Below are 15,818 nucleotides of genomic sequence, written 5' to 3'. Positions count from 1 at the left end.
CGTCTTACAGGTCGAACTCCACGTAGTCGATGTCGGTGAACTCCACGAGCAGTCCCTGGGCGCGGCGGCCGCCGTCTTTGAAGTAGATCTCCTGGAGCCCTTCGGCGGCGATCTGTTGCAGCTCGGCTTCGGGGGCGCCCTGGTCCTGGGCGGCGAAGAGGCGGGCCGCGTAGTCGGGTGGAAGGGCTTGGGTGAGGTGGCGCAGGCGGGCGTCGTCGGTCGAGCCGGGGGCTGCGGTGTAGCCGAAGCGTGCGCGGGTGTCGATGACGATGCCGTGGGTGGTGGCCGCAGCCTGCTTGGCGCGGGCTCGGACCTGGGGCTGCCAGCGCTTCCTCACCTCGCGTTCCAAGCGGGCGTCGAGCTCTCTGCGGGGGTGTTTGAGCTGGTCCTTCACGTAGCGTTCGACGGTGCGCTGGGAGATTCTGAGTGCGTCGGCGGTGGCCCGGGTGCTGCCCTTGAACTGCTTGACGAGGTAGCGCATCCGAGCGCCGGCGGATTTCGGGATGGGGCGGGTGAAGGCGCCCTGGACCGCTTTGTCGAGGCCGTCTGCGATCTTGCCCATGGCGGCCTACTCTCCGGTGTCCTGGGCGGTGACGTTGCCGTCCTTGATGTACCGGGCGAGATTGAGGCCCTGGCCGTGCTCCTCGCGGACACCTTCCGCCCAGAGCGTGGTCTGGGTGCCCTCGTGCTTGACCATGCCGGGCGAGACGCCGAGGCGGAAGCCGCCCGGCAGCGGCCTGCCCTCCTTGTACGGCAGGAAGTCGAGCGGCGACGGGCCCTCGGAGGCGTAGACGGCGCAGTCCGACAGGACCGCGACCGGGTACTGGCCTGTCGCGGTGGCGGTCTTGAGCATCTTGCGATGCATGTTGACGCGGGCTTGGGAGATGACGGCCGCACGGATGTCCGGGCGCCAGGTGGGCCGGTTCAGGGCGGGCCAGGGCTTGCCGGGCCGCCAGCCGCCGCCACGGGGGCGCTCGCGGAGCTTGCCGATACCTCCCTTGACCGTGGCCTTGATCGCGGCCAGCACGATCGCCATCTGAGGGTCGGTCTCCTTGTGGACGGCCATCGCCTTCAGGAACTCCTCCGGCTCCATGCCGGTGGTCACACCGAGATCGGCCATCGTGGCGACGTACGCGTCGCGCAGCCGGCCGTACCAGCCGTCCAGGTAACGGCCGTTGTCCGGGCGGATGTACGCCTCCGCCGGAGCCACGTCGTGGCCGAGCTCCACCGCGTACGCGACCGTCGGCGTCGCGTACCAGGCCGGTCCCTCGGGACGTTCGCCGGTCGGCGTGAACGGACTGGGCAGACGCGGATCCAGGTCGACGCGGGAGAGGTCGACCAGCCAGCTGCCGGGCATCTTCGGGTCGAACGCCGGGTGCTTCACATGGACCGGGGCACCGAGTCCGACGGTGGTGCCGTTGGCGGCCGCCGCGAAGGCCATGTTCACGTCGATGCCGACCACGAACCGTTTGCCGCACTCGTCATCGGTGAGCGGGCGTGCCCAGTCGTAGGCCTCCTCCACCAGAACCTCGTCCGGGGTGCGCTCGTGGAAGCGGGGCAGGTGGGCGAGCAGCGGGTGCCCGTCGGGCGCCTCCGGCGGCGCGCACTCGACGGGATCGCTGCCGAGCGATCCGGGATTGTGCTCACTGCGACGTCGACCCTGACCGTCCGGCGCGCCGGCGCGGGTCGGCGGGTGCAGGGCGGTCATCAGCTCCAACCCGGTGACTGCGGTGGAGCCGCGCGGCGTCAGAACGCGGGTCGCGTAAGCACCCAGCAGGTTCGCGAGGTCGGCAGGCGGCAGCTGCGCCGCCCGCCCCCAGGAGCGGGCGTCGAGCGCGTCCCAGCCGAGGATGCACAGCTGGACGCAGAAGCGCCTGCCGCCTTGGGCCGGGCGGTAGATACGAGCCCACGGTCCGAAGCCGCGCCGGGTGAGCCGCCAGTTCGCCTTCTCCAACTGCCGCAGCACCTTGTGCCCCTCGGGCAGCCTGCCTTCCCGGCGCTCCTCATCGTTGAGGCGCACCGGGAGTCCGTAGCGCTCCGCCGCGGCGTCGGTGAGCACGAGGACGGGGTCGCTGTCCTGGCCGGAGCGGTGCAGCCGTGGCGCACCGAGCCGCGCCTCGGCCAGGGTCCACTCCACCAGGGCCGGGAGCGACTTGGCGGGAACGTCCAGGACCAGACCGTGCAGGCAGTACGCGGACACCTGGCCGTCGGCGAAGTCGATGACGGCCAGGGGGCCGTGGGCGAAGCGCGGGTCGACGGCCGCCCTCGTCGCGTCGGTCGGCTTCGCTGTCTCCTTCTTCACGGCCGGGCGGCGCGGCGTCGACGCCGTCCTCGCCGCGTTCGCCGGACGGGAGGCGCCGAAAGAGGATGCCCTGGAGGGGACCTGCTCGGTCGTCATGGCCACGGTGTCCGGGGAGGGACCCGCGGGCAGGCCCGCCGGCAGACCTTCGGGCAGAGGGGGCAGAGGTCGCGCATCGGGAGCCGCACCGCCGGAGAACGCCTCAGGCGCCGGCGCCGTCACGTTGCTGCTGATGTTCGCGGAGGCAGCGGGGGCGGCGGAGGTGGCGGCGGTGGCTGAGGCAGCAGGGGTGGCGGAGGTCGCGCCCGTCGTCTCGGAGGCCGGGGCCTGCGGCGCCGGGAAGCGTGCCGCGAGCCCCTCGAGAAGCCGGGCGTAGGCGGCGCGCTTCGGAGGCCGCGGCTCACTGCGGCCGGCTTCCCAGTTCCCCACCGACTCGCGCCGAGCCTGCAGCGCGCTCGCGATCTGCGACTGGCTGAGCCCTGCGGCCTCTCGCAGTCGTTTGCGCTCCGCGGGCGGCGGCAGCGGGTCCTGAGCGACCTGCTCAAGCAGCGCGTCGACCGCACCGAACAGTGCGTCTTCCTCGTTGGGCATATGGCGACCTCCGCCCCGACCCTACAGGAAATGCCTGCGAATTCCACGTGAATGTCTCCTGGATTTCTCCTGGATTGCGTGGGCTCCGCAGGTGGACCGTCCGGGCATCCGCCCCCGGGTCCGCCCGCGTTTACCCGCCGCACCCGCACCCGCACCAGTAACGGCTCCGGAGCGGCGCGCCAGAGCCGCCCTTCTACATGCCCGACGTGACCGAGGTGCCCGCCCATGTCCGGCGCCTCGCCCGTGCGGCTGACGTTGCCCCGTCGCGACTGTCACTCCCGGCATGTACCGTCCCCTCCACGTACCTGGAACCGATCCCTCGGGGGAGGGGCCGCCAGTAACGTGTGGAGCCCGTTTGGGGGAAGGGGAATCCACTGATGAAGCGACTCGATGCCGCCGACCCGCGCCACGTCGGGCCCTACGCGCTTCTGGGCCGTCTCGGTGCCGGCGGGATGGGGGCGGTGTATCTCGGGCGGTCGGCCGGCGGCCGTACGGTCGCGGTGAAGGTCGTACGGCCGGATCTGGCGAGCGAGGACGGGTTCCGCGACCGCTTCCGGCGCGAGGTCGCGGCGGCGCGCAGGGTGTCGGGCGCGTTCACCGCCCCGGTCGTGGACGCCGATCCGGATGCCGAAGTCCCGTGGATGGCGACCGCGTTCGTCATCGGGGTCTCACTGCACCAGGCGGTCACCAGGAGAGGTCCCCTGCCCGAGGACGCGTTAGGGATGCTGACTGCCGGTCTCGCGGAGGCGCTCACCGGGGTGCACGCCGCCGGGGTCATCCACCGGGACCTCAAACCGGCCAACGTGCTGCTCGCCCTGGACGGGCCGCACGTCATCGACTTCGGCATCGCGCGGGCCGCCGACGGTACGGCGGTGACGTCGACCGGGGCGATCATGGGCTCGGCGCCGTACATGTCGCCGGAGCAGGCGATGGGCCGTCCACTGACCCCGGCGAGCGACGTGTTTTCGCTCGGGGCGACGGTCACTTTCGCGGCGGGCGGCGTGAGCCCGTTCGGGGACGGGGCCGGAGCGGCGGTCATGTTCCGTGTCGTCCATACGGAACCGGACCTCTCGGCGGTGCCGCCGCGTCTGCGGCCCCTGATCGATCGGTGCCTCGCGAAGGACCCGGCCGGCCGCCCCTCCCCGCGCGAGGTGATCGCGTTCGTCGAGCGGGACGATCGTCCCCGGTCCGCGGCGGGGTGGCTGCCCGAGTCGGTCGCGGCGGACGTCCTCGCCCTGCGGTCCGTGCTGACGTCGCTGCCCGAACCGGACCCGACGATGCCGCTGACGGGTCCCACCGAGGCGCTGCCCCATCTGGACGCCGGTGGGGTGTCCGACCGCCCGCCGGGTCCGAGCCGCCGCAAACTGCTTCTAGGCCTGGGCGGCGGGGCGCTCGCGGTCGCAGGAACCGGGGCCGCGTGGACCCTGAACCGGGGCTCGTCCAAGAAGAGCGGGAGTCCGAACATCCCCCGACCTTCCGCCGAGTCCGTTCCCGAGGCCCAATTGGCCTGGCAGGTGCGCCAGTCCGCCCCCTGTACACAGGTGCTCCCGGCGGAAGGCATCGTCGCCTGTGTGTCCCTGCAGCGGATCTGGGGGATCGACGGTCGGGGCACCACGAAATGGACGGTGGACGCCACCGACCATGACATGGCCTTCGCCGTGACGGGCCCCAATCCGAGGACTGTCGCCGCGGTGGACGCCGGCCGTCTGTACGTGGGCGGCGTGAGGCACACCACGACGGGCACGACCACGACGGGCTTCAAGACCGTCGGAAGAGCGGTCGTACTCGGCATGCGCATGGCCGACGGCAAGGCCCCGGCACTGGTCACCCTCGACAGGTCGGAAAGCCTGGGGGTGCAGCTTCTCTGCGGCGTGCGCGACGGCCGTGCTCACCTGTTCTCCCTGACGAGCCAGGGGTTCGGCTCCGTCACCGGCTACGGCGCGTGGGCGCTGGACCTCGCCTCCCGGCGTACCGCCTGGCTCCAGAAGGCAGAGGCGACGCCCGTCTTCTGTGCCCTGCCGCACACCGGCGGCGGTCTGCTGTACGCCAGTTCCAAGGAGCTGGTCGCGCTCGACGCGAAGGGCGCCGTCGCCTGGTCGAAGGCGTTCACGCCCTACACGGTCGCCGCCGCCGGGCGGTACTTCCTCGTGGTGGACTCCACGGGCACCCTGTCCGCCCTGGAACCGGCCACCGGCAAGCAGGTGTGGAAGGCGACGGGCGTCGTGGGCGCCTCCCTCAGGGGCGGTGGCATCGCGAGCGACGAGAAGGGCACCGTGCTGTACGCCCTGGTGCGCGACCGGGACGACGGCTTCTCGCTCGCCGCCCTGGACGGCGGGACCGGCGAGATCCGATGGCGGACGCCGGTGCCGGCGGACGCCAAGGACTCCGCGTACTTCGGATCCCGACTGCTGTACGCCGACAGCAACGTGTACCGCATGGGAGCCGACTGCGTGCTGTGGGCCTTCGACGCGTCGAACGGCAAGCCCCGCTGGAAGCACACCGGCTGGAAGGGGACCAATCCCGTGAATCTCGCCTGGAGCGCCGGGGACAACCGGCTGTGCGTCTCGAACCCCGCTCAGACGACGGTCGCCGCCCTGCAAGCGAACGGAGCCTGAGCATGGAGCCGTTGCAGCCCTCTGACCCGTCCCGGATCGGCCCCTACCTCCTGCTGGGCCGCCTGGGCACCGGCGGCATGGGAGCGGTGTACCTCGGTCGATCGGCCGGCGGGCGTACGGTCGCCGTGAAGCTCGTACGCCGGGAACTGGCCGAGGACGCGGCGTTCCGCGCGCGGTTCCGCGCGGAGGTGACGGCGGCCCGCGCGGTGTCCGGCGCCTTCACCGCACCGGTCGTCGACGCGGAACCCGACGGCCCGGTGCCGTGGATGGCGACGGCGTTCGTGCCGGGTGTCTCGCTCTCACGTGCGGTGCGCCTCGGCGGACCGCTGCCCGAGTCGGCGCTGCGCGCTCTGGCGGCCGGCATCGCGGAGTCGCTGGAGGCGATCCATGCGGCGGGCGTGACGCACCGGGACCTCAAGCCCGGCAACGTCCTCCTGGCGCTCGACGGGCCCCACGTCATCGACTTCGGCATCGCCCGTGCCGTCGACGGCACGGCCCTGACGACCACCGGCACTGTCCTCGGCACCCCTTCGTACATGTCGCCGGAACAAGCCGCGGACCTGCCCGTCGGCCCCGCGGGCGACGTGTTCTCACTGGGCTCGACACTCGTGTTCGCCACACGTGGAGAAGGACCGTTCGACGGCGGGCGACCCGTGGATGTCATCAAGCGGGTGGTCCGCGAGGAGCCGGACCTCACGGCGGTTCCGGACGGGCTGCGGCTGCTGGTCGCCGCGTGTCTGGCGAAGAACCCGGCCGACCGCCCCACGCCGCGCCAGGTCGTCGAGTCCGTCACTCGCGGGGCCGCGCCACGGCAGGCGGGGGCGTGGCTCCCGCCCCCGCTGATCGCCGCGATAGAGGAGGCCGCGGCGGTGATGGCGCCCTCGGTGACCCCGACGCCTTCCCCTCCCGCCGGCCCAGTGGTGTCCGGCGGACCCCCGACAGGCACCACCACTGTGCTGCCTCCGCCGACCGTCACGACCGCCCAGCCGCCCCCCGCGAACGGCACCCTCCTGCTGCCACCCCCGCCCCCGCACCCACCCCAGGCGGCCCCACCCGCCCGGGCGCACGGCCGCCGTGGCCTGCTGCTCGGGATGGCGGGGGGCGCCGTGGCACTGACCGGCGGCGGCGTGGCGCTCGGGCTGTGGCTCGGACGCGACGCCCGCCCGACGCCATCGGCCACCGGGAAGCGGCCCGCCACCGCCCTGACCGACCCGAAACGTCCCCTCGGAACGAAAGTCTCCGCCACCCCGCTGTGGACGGTTCCCGTGGCCGAGCCCGTGGTGCAGATCGCGGCCGACCGGGACACCGTCGTCGCGTTCAGCGCCAAGAACATCTGGGCCTACGACCGCTCGGGCCGCCGTAGGTGGGGTCCGCTGGCCAATGTCTCCGACTCGGCGGGCGCGGCCATCGGGGGCCTCCGTGCCGTGGTCGCCGACGGCATGGCATACGCCCTCGTACGCAGCGGCACTCCCAGCCTCTACCAGAGCCTGCGGGCCATCCGCCTCGACACCGGCCGCGTCGCCTGGACCGCGTCCCTGCCGCGGCGGATCGCGGCACAGCCGACGGTGCCCGGCATGCTCGACGGCCACGTCTACATCACCGGGGAAGCATCGACGTTCGACATCACCAAGCCCCAGCGGTCCCGGGGCGGCACATTCGTCTGGGCAGTGGACACCGCCACCCGCACGTACGCCTGGGGATCGGTCATCACAGATCCGGACACCCAGTACAGCCGCGGGACGCTGTTCGTACCGTCGTCCGGTACGCGCCTGTTCTACGCGAGCAACAACAGCGACGGCAGCGCCCCGATGATCGCGGGCATCGACGTCCGGGGCCGGGGAAAAGCGGCCTGGGAGCAGCCCGCCCCGGGCGCGGGGGGAAGCCTCCTCGACCAGCACCTGAAAGGCGCCTTCGGCCCCTGGCGGGACGGACCGCACTCGTCGGCCGGCGGCTGGTTCCTTCATGTCTCCGACCTCCTCTACGCCATCGACCCGGCCAACGGACAGGTCGTCTGGCGCTCCCCCAAGGTGCCCTTCAAGGCTGTGGTGGCGAGCCCGGACGGGAGAACGGTCTACGCCGCGGGACGTACCGGCCTCGACCTCGTCGTCTACGCGCTCGACGCCCGCACCGGCACCATTCGCTGGGCGGGCTTCCTCCAGGAGTCGGAGAGCGGCCTGCCGGCGCTGCAGAGCGCGGACGACACCGTCTACCTCTCAACGGCCGGCCGTCTGTGGGGCCTCGACGCACGGGACGGGAAAGCCCGGTGGACGTACGAGCTCAATCCCACGCTGACGTTCACCCCCCAGCCGACGCTCTGGGCGGGGGGAGGCCGGGTCTACGGCATGTCGGCGAAAGGTCTGGTGGCCATCAGCGCGAGCGGACGGTGAAATCACCGCTGACGGCAGCGGGTGGGCAGGCCGCGCTTCCCGACGGCGTGGGCAGGACGCCATCCCCGATGGCTCGGCAATGGCGTCCTGCACTACGGGCCGTGATCCTCCGCATGTCCACCCCTGGCCGCCCCGGTGGCCCGTACCACCCACCGGGGCTCCAGCCGCCCCCCAGGTGACGTGCACGCTCCGGTGGCACGAAGTAGTGGACGCGCTCTCGAAGACGTTCCACCCGCCCCCGACCGCGGCACCCCGAACCCGCTCTCGTACCGCCTTCGACGGCGCTTTGGCGAGCGGGTTCACCGTTTCGCTCCTCCCGGAAGCTGTGCACTCGCACGCTGCGCGGAGAGCGGCGCCAAGTGTCTGCTGCGGTGGTCGCCAACGAAGGCGGCGACTGCGATCGTCGGCCGCACACCGACCGCGTCACCTTCGCCGAGTGGATTCAGAAGACGCGCGCGCTGCCCCGTACGCGCAGGCCCACTTCGTCGCCGAGGGCGTAAGGAAGCGCGGTCGGGTCGAAGATGCGGGCGGTCACCTGCGTCCCGTCCATGAGACGCAGCGCCAGCAGGGCGTCGTGGCCCTGGAAGTCGCGCCGTACGACGGTGGCCGCGGCAGTCCTCGATGCCCCGACCGGTGCCACCTCGATCTGCTCGGGCCGCAGCAACACATGCGTCCTCGCGGGCGAATCCGCTCCGACGCGGTTCTCGTGGCCGCCGTGGACGACCGGGACCGTGCCCAGTGGGGTGCGGGCGAGGCCACGGTCCACATCGGCGAGGAGCCATACCGCCTCGCCCACGAAGCCGGCCACCCATGGGTCTGCGGGTGCGCTGTAGACGAGGTCCGGTGGGCCGCTCTGGACGATCCGGCCGTCCCGCATGACGGCGACCTCATCCGCGATGGACAGCGCTTCGGCCTGGTCGTGCGTCACGAGGACGGCCGTCGCGCCGTCCGCGCGCAGCGCCTCCCGTACATCGTGGCGTACTTCGGAGCGCAAGCCCGCGTCCAGGGCGCTGAACGGCTCGTCGAGCAGGACGACCGGGGGATGGGGCGCGAGGGCCCGGGCGACCGCGACGCGTTGCTGCTGGCCGCCGGAGAGGTGGTACGGCATCCGGTCCTCGAACCCCGACAGGCCAACGAGCCTCAGGACGGAGGCGACGCGTCCGGCCCGCCGCGCCGGTCTGTCGAGACCGTAGGCCACGTTCCCGCGCACCGACAGGTGCGGGAAGAGCGCGCCCTCCTGGGGCACCACCGCGATCCGTCGCCGTTCGGGGGGCACCGCTGCACCTGGGGCGGCGACCCTCCGGCCGTCGACCCGGATTTCACCGGCGTCCACGGCTTCGAACCCGGCGACGCAGCGCAGCAGCGTGGTCTTGCCGCAACCGGAGGGGCCGAGCACCGCCGTCAGCGACCCCGACCGTACGACCAGGTCCACGCCACCCAGGGCCCGCACGGGGCCGAATGCCTTGCTCAGTCCGGCGACACGCAGCTCGGCCATGTCAGCCGCTTCCTCGGGCGGGGACGACGGTGCGCGCGGAGAGCCACCAGGTCGGTACGGCGGCGATGAGCAGCAGCAGCGCCGCGTAGGGCGCCGCGGCCGCGTACGCGGCAACGGCCGTCCGCGTCCACAGCTCTGTGGCGAGGGTGTCCATCCCGGTGGGGCGCAGCAGAAGCGTCGCGGGCAGCTCCTTCATACAGGTGAGGCAGACGAGTGCGGCCCCGGCGCCGATGCCGGGCGCGGCCAGTGGCACGGTCACCGTGCGCACCACGTACGGCCGCCGGCGCCCGAGGGAGCGGGCCACCTCCTCGAGTTCCGGTGGAGCCTGCACCGCGGCGGCGCTGACGGCGGCGACCGCGAGGGGCAGGAACAGGGCGGCGTACGACAGGGCGAGCAGCCAGACGGTCTGGTACAGCGGATACACCACATGGATGCCGAAGAAGACCAGAGACAGCCCGATGACCAGGCCGGGCAGTGCGTGCGACAGATAGGCGAGGCGATCGAGGGCGACGGTCAGGGGGCCCGGAGACCTGGCCGCCAGCAGCCCAAGAGGCAGCGCGAGGAGCAGGGTGAGTGCCGTGCCGGCCAGCGACACGAGCAGTGAATGGCCCACCGCCGCAGCCATCTCGGCCGGCGACCCCGGCCGTGAGACGCCCTCGCCGAACCACCGCACCAGGGCGGCCGCCGGAACTCCGAGGGACAGCGCCGCCACGCCGGCGAGCCACACCGCGGCCGCCCACCGCACGCCCCCCAGGCGCTGCCGCGCGGGCGGCCGGCCCGCCCCGCCGGCGAGCCGGGCGTACCGGGCCCCGCGACGCCGGGTGAGCTGCTCGGCCAGGAGGACGAGCGTGGTGAGCACGATGAGCACAGTCGCAAGCACCAGCGCGCTGGTGCGGTCGAAGCCGAGATTGATCGCCGTGAAGACGGCCCGGGTGAGGACGTCCACGCGCAGGATGGAGACGGCACCGAAGTCGGAGAGCACATACAGTGCCACGAGCAGAGCGCCCGCCGCGACCGCAGGCCGCACTTGACGCAATGTCACGCCGAGGAACGTACGCCACGGGCCGCGCCCGAGCGATCGTGCCACTTCCTCCTGCGCCGGATCCGCACGGCTCAGTGCGGCCGCGACGGGGAGGTGGACGTAGGGGTACGACACCAGTGTGAGCACGAGCGCCGCTGCCCAGAAGCCCTCGAATCGCACCGAGTCGGGCACGGTGGAGACCCAGGCGAAGGCCGCGACATAGCTGGGCACGGCGAGTGGCAGCGCGGCCAGCACGCCAAACGTCCGCCGCGCGGGCACATCGGTGCGCGTGACGAGCAGCGCCGAGGCCACTCCGAGTACCGTGCACGCCCCGGTGACCACTGCTGCCAGCGCGACGCTCCGGGCGGCGAGGGTCCTGGTCCGCGGCGTGAACACCTCCTCCGCGATCCGGGCCCAGCCCGCGTCGGCCACCCGTACGCCCAGGTAGGCAAGGGGGATCAGGGCAACGCCGACGCCGAGCGCGGCACCGGCCGCCAGGGCGGGTCGCGGCACCGTACGCCGGCCCCGGCGGAGGGCGCGGGCGGGCAACCTGGTCAGGCCAGCCCCGATTTTTTGATCATTCGGACCGTGGTCCGGAGGTCGGCCAGGTCGTCGAGGTCGACGTCCGGGGCGTTCAGCGAGGAGAGTTCGGGCAGGCCGGGCGCGCTCCTGACACCCGTCACCAGCGGATACTCGTATGTCTCTCTGGCGAAATAGGTCTGCGCCTCGGTGCCCAGCAGGTAGTCGACGAACGCGCGGACGTCCGGATCGTCGGCGGCCTTGTCCAGCACGCCGACGCCGGAGACATTGACCAGAGAGCCGATGTCCCCGCCGGGGAAGAAATGGTTCTTGGCCTTGAGGGCGTCGATCGTGGTGCCTTCCTCCTTGGCCAGTTCGTATACGTAGTAGTGGTTGACCAGGCCGGAGTCGATCCTGCCGCTGTTCACATCGGCGACGATGGGTGCGTTTCCCTCCCTGATCTGTGCGTCGTTGGCCTTCAGTCCGTTGAGGAAATCCTGGGTGCGCTCATCCCCGTGCTCCACCCGCATTGCGGTGATGAATGCCTGGAAGGAGCCGTTGGTCGGCGCGATGCCGACCCTGCCCTTCCACTCGGGACGGGTCAGCTCGAACACCGACTTCGGGAGACCGGCTGCGGGGACGTCGTCGGTGTTGTAGACCATGGTGCGCACGCGGCCGGTCACCCCGACCCACGCGCCGTCCCCGGACCGGTATGCGTCCGGCACCTTGTCCAGTACCTCGTCGGGCAGTGTGGCGAAGAGATTCTTCTCGGCCACGGCCCCCAGGGCGCCGGCATCTTGGGACAGGAACACATCGGCCGGGCTGCGGTCGCCCTCTTCCTGCAGCTGTGCGGCCATCGCCGCTGTGTCGCCGTAGCGCACCTCCACGGTCACGCCGCTCGCCTTGCGAAAGTCTGCCAGTACGGGCGCGACGAGGGACTCGCTCCGGCCGCTGTACACGACGATCCTCCCGTCGGGGGCGCCTCCGGCCGGTTGTTCCCCCGCGGGTGCGCCTCCGCCGCAGGCGGCGACGCTCAGCGCCAGGAGACCGCCGCCGGCCGCGGTCGTGACGCGTCTCGCGACATCCGTCCGCCCTCTGCCTTGAGCTGTGTGCACGCCTTCGCTCCCAGTTTCGCTATCCAGGCTTAGGCCAGCCTAACCTCATCTTTTGTAGGCTAATCCGGATATGTCTGGTGTGCACCGCGACACGGCGAGAGGGCGGCGGATTCAGCTGTCCGGCTGTTCCACCAGCTGGGCGATGTACAGCGCCTCGCCGAGCTTGTCGAGCAGCGTCAACTGTGTGTCGAGATAGTCGATGTGGTTCTCCTCGTCCTTGAGGATGGACTCGAAGATGTTGGCCGATGTGACGTCGCCCTTACCCCGCATGGTCTCGATGCCGCGCCGGAGGCGATCCACGGCCTCCGCCTCGACCTCCCGATCCGCCCGCAGCATCTCCCCGGCGGTCTGCCCGACGCGGACATGGAACAGTCGCTGGTAGTTCGGCAGGCCGTCCAGCATCAGGATCCGGTCGGTCAGTATCTCTGCGTGGTTCATCTCGTCGAACGACTCGTGCCGCGTGTGAGCAGCGAGCTTCGTCCAGCCGAAGCTCTCCTGCATCTTGGCGTGCAGGAAGTACTGGTTGATCGCGGTCAATTCGGCGGTCAGCTGCTCATTGAGGAATTCGAGAACCTCGGAATCGCCTTTCATGAGAATGGGCTCCTTCCGCACGTACGAGGGGCGGATGCATCCATCCTCGCGCCGCGAACTTGATCACATCCAGTAAGTGCGCCCTTACCGCATGGCCTGCTGTTCTCAGCGCCGGGGACGGGGTATGCGTGATGCCCGGAGGTGTCCATCCTCCGGTGCCCGACCGGTGCGCGACCGCTGCTCGTCGGCGTTTCCGCGTGAGATTCGTAGAAGTGGCCTGCCGCTCCCGCCCACCGGCTGACTCGACGCACGGAACTCGGTATCGGTCACCCTTTCACCCGACCCGACGCCAGTGGCCATCGTCTCTGTACGTGATTCCGCGAACGCGTGCCGGAGAGCGTGTGGAGTTCCCTGACCGCACACGGCAAGCCGGCCGCCGTCACGGAGTTCGCACTCGGACACCGATGGCGACCGCTACCGCGGCGAAACTTCCCTCTCGTCGTCGAGGTTCTCGACGGCGGCCGCACCCACGCCGCGTACCCCGGGCCTGCCGCCCGACGCCGAAGCTGCCTTCCACGCGCTCGGGAAGTATGGCCGTGGTCGGGTCGGCGCGAGCACCGACCCGACCACCGCAGGGTGAGTTCGGCGGCTGTCGTCGTATACGCAGCCGCGCCTCTGCACGTCCCTCAGGGGACTGGCTTCGGATGACCGAAGAGAAGGTCGTAGCCCGGCGGCAGCTGCAGCAGGATTTGGCTGGTCAGCTCTTCGCCGGCGATGTCGGCAACGACGCTCAGCACGGCGCTGACGTCCCAGGTCGCCGTCTGCTCGGTGGCCCCTTCGATCCAGGCCGAGGTGGCCCTGATGAACCGCTTCGGTGACAGTGGTTCGCGGGCCTGGAGCGGGTTGAGCAGCACCAACGCGAACGACTCGGGCAGCCGTCCGGCGATCTCGGCCCGTACGTCTCCCACCAGGTGTGCACCCAGCAGCCCCAGGACGACACGGGCCGCCCGCTCGGTTTCCTCTTGTGTGGGGTAGTCGCCTCGTTCCTGGACGGCCTCCAGGAAGGCGTTCCACTTCATGCGCATGGCAATCCTCCGGTCCCGCCGACGAGGGCGAGGGCGGGGCTCGGGCCCGTCCGCTTGCCGCCGGTCAGCCGGTGAGCTGCCTGTGGCCGCCGTCGCCGCTGATGGCAATCTTGCGCGGCTTGGCCCGCTCGGCAACCGGGATGGTCAGCCGCAGTACCCCCGCGCCGTGGGAGGCGTCGATGCGCTCGGTGTCCAGGGTCTCCCCGAGGAACAACTGCCGACTGAAGGAGCCGGTCGGCCGCTCGGAGACCACCACTTCCGCATCCTCGCCCGCGCCGGCGCGGCGCTCGGCCCGGACGTTCAGCACATTGTGCTCGACATCGACGTCGATCGATTCGGGGTCGACGCCCGGGAGATCCAGTTCCACGACGAAGATGTCGCCGTCACGGAAGGCGTCCATGGGCATGGCCGCCGGGGGAGCGGCAGTCCCCAGAAGCTGCTGGGTCAGACGGTCCAGCTCACGGAAGGGGTCGGTACGCATCAGCATCGTCACCACTCCTTTCCTCGGGATGGCTGGTGCGCTGCAACCACTAGCTATATAGCTCGACGGAACAAACTTGACAAGGCCAGACTCAAGTTTCAGCCTCCTGACTGGCGTTCCGGTCGTTCGACCGAGCGGGGCGAGAAACCGAGCCGTCGCCGCCTGACCGGGCTTCGATGCGGGGCGGCCGGATCACCGTCGGTGATCGACGCGATCGCGTCGATCACCGCACTGAGATCCCGTGGACGGACCTGCCCGAGCACTTCGGCTCGTGGAAGGGCATCCACAACCGGCTGCGCAACCGGGCCGTCGACAGACCCTGGGAAACGGTCTGCACCGCCGTGCTCGCCCAGGCCGACCGCGAGGACGACCTCGACTGGGGCGTCGCGGTCGACTCCACCGAGGTCCGTACTCCCCGCCCGCAGCCGGAGCCCTTTGCACGGGCTCCGGCGGGCGAGCCGGCCTGCCTCGGTCGCCTCCCACCACGGGCGCGGGTTGCGGCCGTGGCCAGTGCCTCGGAGCACGGCCTCGCCGATGAGCGCCACAGACCGTGCTCGGCCGCCCCGTCGATCACCGAAGAGGAGCGAAGAGGCACACGAGGCGCGTGCCGACGTCGCAGCTCAGTGACGGGGCAATGCCGCTGTCCCCGGCGAAGTGCGCGTCTTCCTTGTCGACGGTAGTGATCAGCACACCGCCGGGCCGCGGCGCCCTGGCCGCCGCCGCCCGTACCTCAGCGCGGGAGGGCAGCAGATGCAGCAGCCGGACGATCACAACGGCGTCCCACTCCTGACACGGCAGGAAGCCGCGCGGCATCGCCGCGTATCGCACCTCCCGGCACCCGCTGGGTGGCCGGGCCGGGCATCCCGGGCGAGCGGTCGATGCCCAATCCCGTGCGCAGCCCCCGCGGCAGTGTCCTGGTCATGATGCCCGTGCCGCACGCGATGTCCAGGAGGGGGCAGGGGCTTCGCGGCAGCGACTGCTCCATGGCGTCCGCCGCCTGTGCCCGCGGTTTCGCCTCCTCGACACCTCACGAGAAGATCGCGTGCACCTGATCGACCGCTTCGGGCCCATAGCCGACCGTGCCCACCGGGACCGCACCGTCGATCGCCTCGATGACACGCCCGGCCCATACCGGACCGAACCCACCGCACAGTTCGATCAGTTGTACGCCCTCGCCCACCAGGCGGCGCGCGACCTCGATGCCCTCCTCGGGCTTCTCCACACCGACGAACACACTGCGGCATGTACCCGTGTCCACGACGCTGACATCGCCACCTGCCGCGCTGCCGTCCGCCGTGTAGATGAATCCCCAGTGCGTGAGCGCCATGCGTATCGACCTCCTGTGATCATCAGAGCTCCCAGCCAAGCAGAGGCGGCGCGGAAACGGCCTGGATCGCGAACAATCCAAGAGTGATCCGCGTCGCACTGCGCATGCTGGCAGGACAACTACTCAGGGTGGGCCGACGTCGACCTCGCGACGGTACGGGAGACAAACGTCCACGGCACAGCTGGTACCCCGTCAGCCCTCAACGCTCTACCGGCATGTGCGCGCCGCCGCGGGACTACGTCGGCCCGGCGCTGAACCCGCCCGCGATCGCGCGCCATGGCTGGTCGAACATCGCCCGCCAGAAGGCAGCACCCACAGATGCACGCGTACGAAAGCGCGGGCGGACGGAGCA

General features: G+C 71.2%; 13 protein-coding genes. 2 read left to right on the top strand and 11 right to left on the bottom strand.

Annotation, left to right across the window (positions count from 1 at the left end; all coding sequences use genetic code 11):
- Nucleotides 1-4: 4 nt before the first annotated feature.
- On the bottom strand, nt 5-562 hold the full coding sequence (tpg, locus tag ACY34K_RS27225; protein WP_462751669.1) for a telomere-protecting terminal protein Tpg: 558 nt from the start codon (nt 560-562) through the stop codon (nt 5-7).
- A 6-nt stretch (nt 563-568) separates the two neighbouring features.
- Nucleotides 569-2,890, bottom strand: coding sequence for a telomere-associated protein Tap (tap, locus tag ACY34K_RS27220; RefSeq protein ID WP_462751667.1), 2,322 nt, complete (start codon nt 2,888-2,890; stop codon nt 569-571).
- A gap of 377 nt (nt 2,891-3,267) precedes the next feature.
- Here tap and ACY34K_RS27215 point away from each other — a divergent pair, with 377 nt between their 5' ends.
- Both ACY34K_RS27215 and ACY34K_RS27210 read left to right on the top strand, forming a co-directional pair.
- Entirely contained in the window at nt 3,268-5,505 is a 2,238-nt protein-coding gene (locus tag ACY34K_RS27215; RefSeq protein ID WP_462751665.1) for a protein kinase domain-containing protein, read from the top strand.
- Between the two features lie 2 nt (nt 5,506-5,507).
- Nucleotides 5,508-7,892, top strand: coding sequence for a protein kinase domain-containing protein (locus tag ACY34K_RS27210; RefSeq protein WP_462751663.1), 2,385 nt, complete (start codon nt 5,508-5,510; stop codon nt 7,890-7,892).
- Between the two features lie 442 nt (nt 7,893-8,334).
- On the opposite strand, the gene ACY34K_RS27205 is transcribed toward ACY34K_RS27210, so the two are convergent.
- The 9 genes from ACY34K_RS27205 to ACY34K_RS27165 all read right to left on the bottom strand — a co-directional run bounded on the left by ACY34K_RS27205 (nt 8,335) and on the right by ACY34K_RS27165 (nt 15,466).
- A complete protein-coding gene (locus ACY34K_RS27205) occupies nt 8,335-9,387 on the bottom strand; it encodes an ABC transporter ATP-binding protein (RefSeq protein WP_462751661.1) in 1,053 nt (350 codons plus the stop codon).
- Nucleotide 9,388: 1 nt separating this feature from the next.
- Nucleotides 9,389-10,921, bottom strand: a complete 1,533-nt coding sequence (locus ACY34K_RS27200; protein WP_462751659.1) for an ABC transporter permease — start codon at nt 10,919-10,921, stop codon at nt 9,389-9,391.
- A 41-nt stretch (nt 10,922-10,962) separates the two neighbouring features.
- Nucleotides 10,963-12,042, bottom strand: coding sequence for an iron ABC transporter substrate-binding protein (locus tag ACY34K_RS27195; protein WP_462751657.1), 1,080 nt, complete (start codon nt 12,040-12,042; stop codon nt 10,963-10,965).
- 111 nt (nt 12,043-12,153) lie between these two features.
- Nucleotides 12,154-12,633 carry a bacterioferritin gene (gene bfr, locus ACY34K_RS27190; RefSeq protein WP_462751655.1) on the bottom strand — a complete coding sequence of 160 codons (480 nt, stop codon included), beginning with the start codon at nt 12,631-12,633 and terminating at the stop codon, nt 12,154-12,156.
- A gap of 626 nt (nt 12,634-13,259) precedes the next feature.
- Nucleotides 13,260-13,658 carry a DUF2267 domain-containing protein gene (locus ACY34K_RS27185; RefSeq protein ID WP_462751653.1) on the bottom strand — a complete coding sequence of 133 codons (399 nt, stop codon included), beginning with the start codon at nt 13,656-13,658 and terminating at the stop codon, nt 13,260-13,262.
- Nucleotides 13,659-13,722: 64 nt separating this feature from the next.
- A complete protein-coding gene (locus ACY34K_RS27180) occupies nt 13,723-14,145 on the bottom strand; it encodes an Hsp20/alpha crystallin family protein (RefSeq protein ID WP_462751652.1) in 423 nt (140 codons plus the stop codon).
- 564 nt (nt 14,146-14,709) lie between these two features.
- On the bottom strand, nt 14,710-14,967 hold the full coding sequence (locus ACY34K_RS27175; RefSeq protein WP_462751745.1) for a hypothetical protein: 258 nt from the start codon (nt 14,965-14,967) through the stop codon (nt 14,710-14,712).
- Nucleotides 14,870-15,124: a methyltransferase domain-containing protein gene (locus tag ACY34K_RS27170; protein ID WP_462751650.1), complete on the bottom strand. Its 255-nt coding sequence runs from the start codon at nt 15,122-15,124 to the stop codon at nt 14,870-14,872. Before ACY34K_RS27170 ends, ACY34K_RS27175 begins: the two co-directional genes overlap by 98 nt.
- Before the next feature lie 42 nt (nt 15,125-15,166).
- On the bottom strand, nt 15,167-15,466 hold the full coding sequence (locus tag ACY34K_RS27165) for a DUF6506 family protein (RefSeq protein ID WP_462751648.1): 300 nt from the start codon (nt 15,464-15,466) through the stop codon (nt 15,167-15,169).
- Nucleotides 15,467-15,818 lie beyond the last annotated feature (352 nt).

The organism is Streptomyces sp. STAM6, assembly GCF_054963715.1.
Note: the sequence above shows the minus strand (reverse complement) of the source record. Positions and strands in the feature narration are given on the sequence as shown.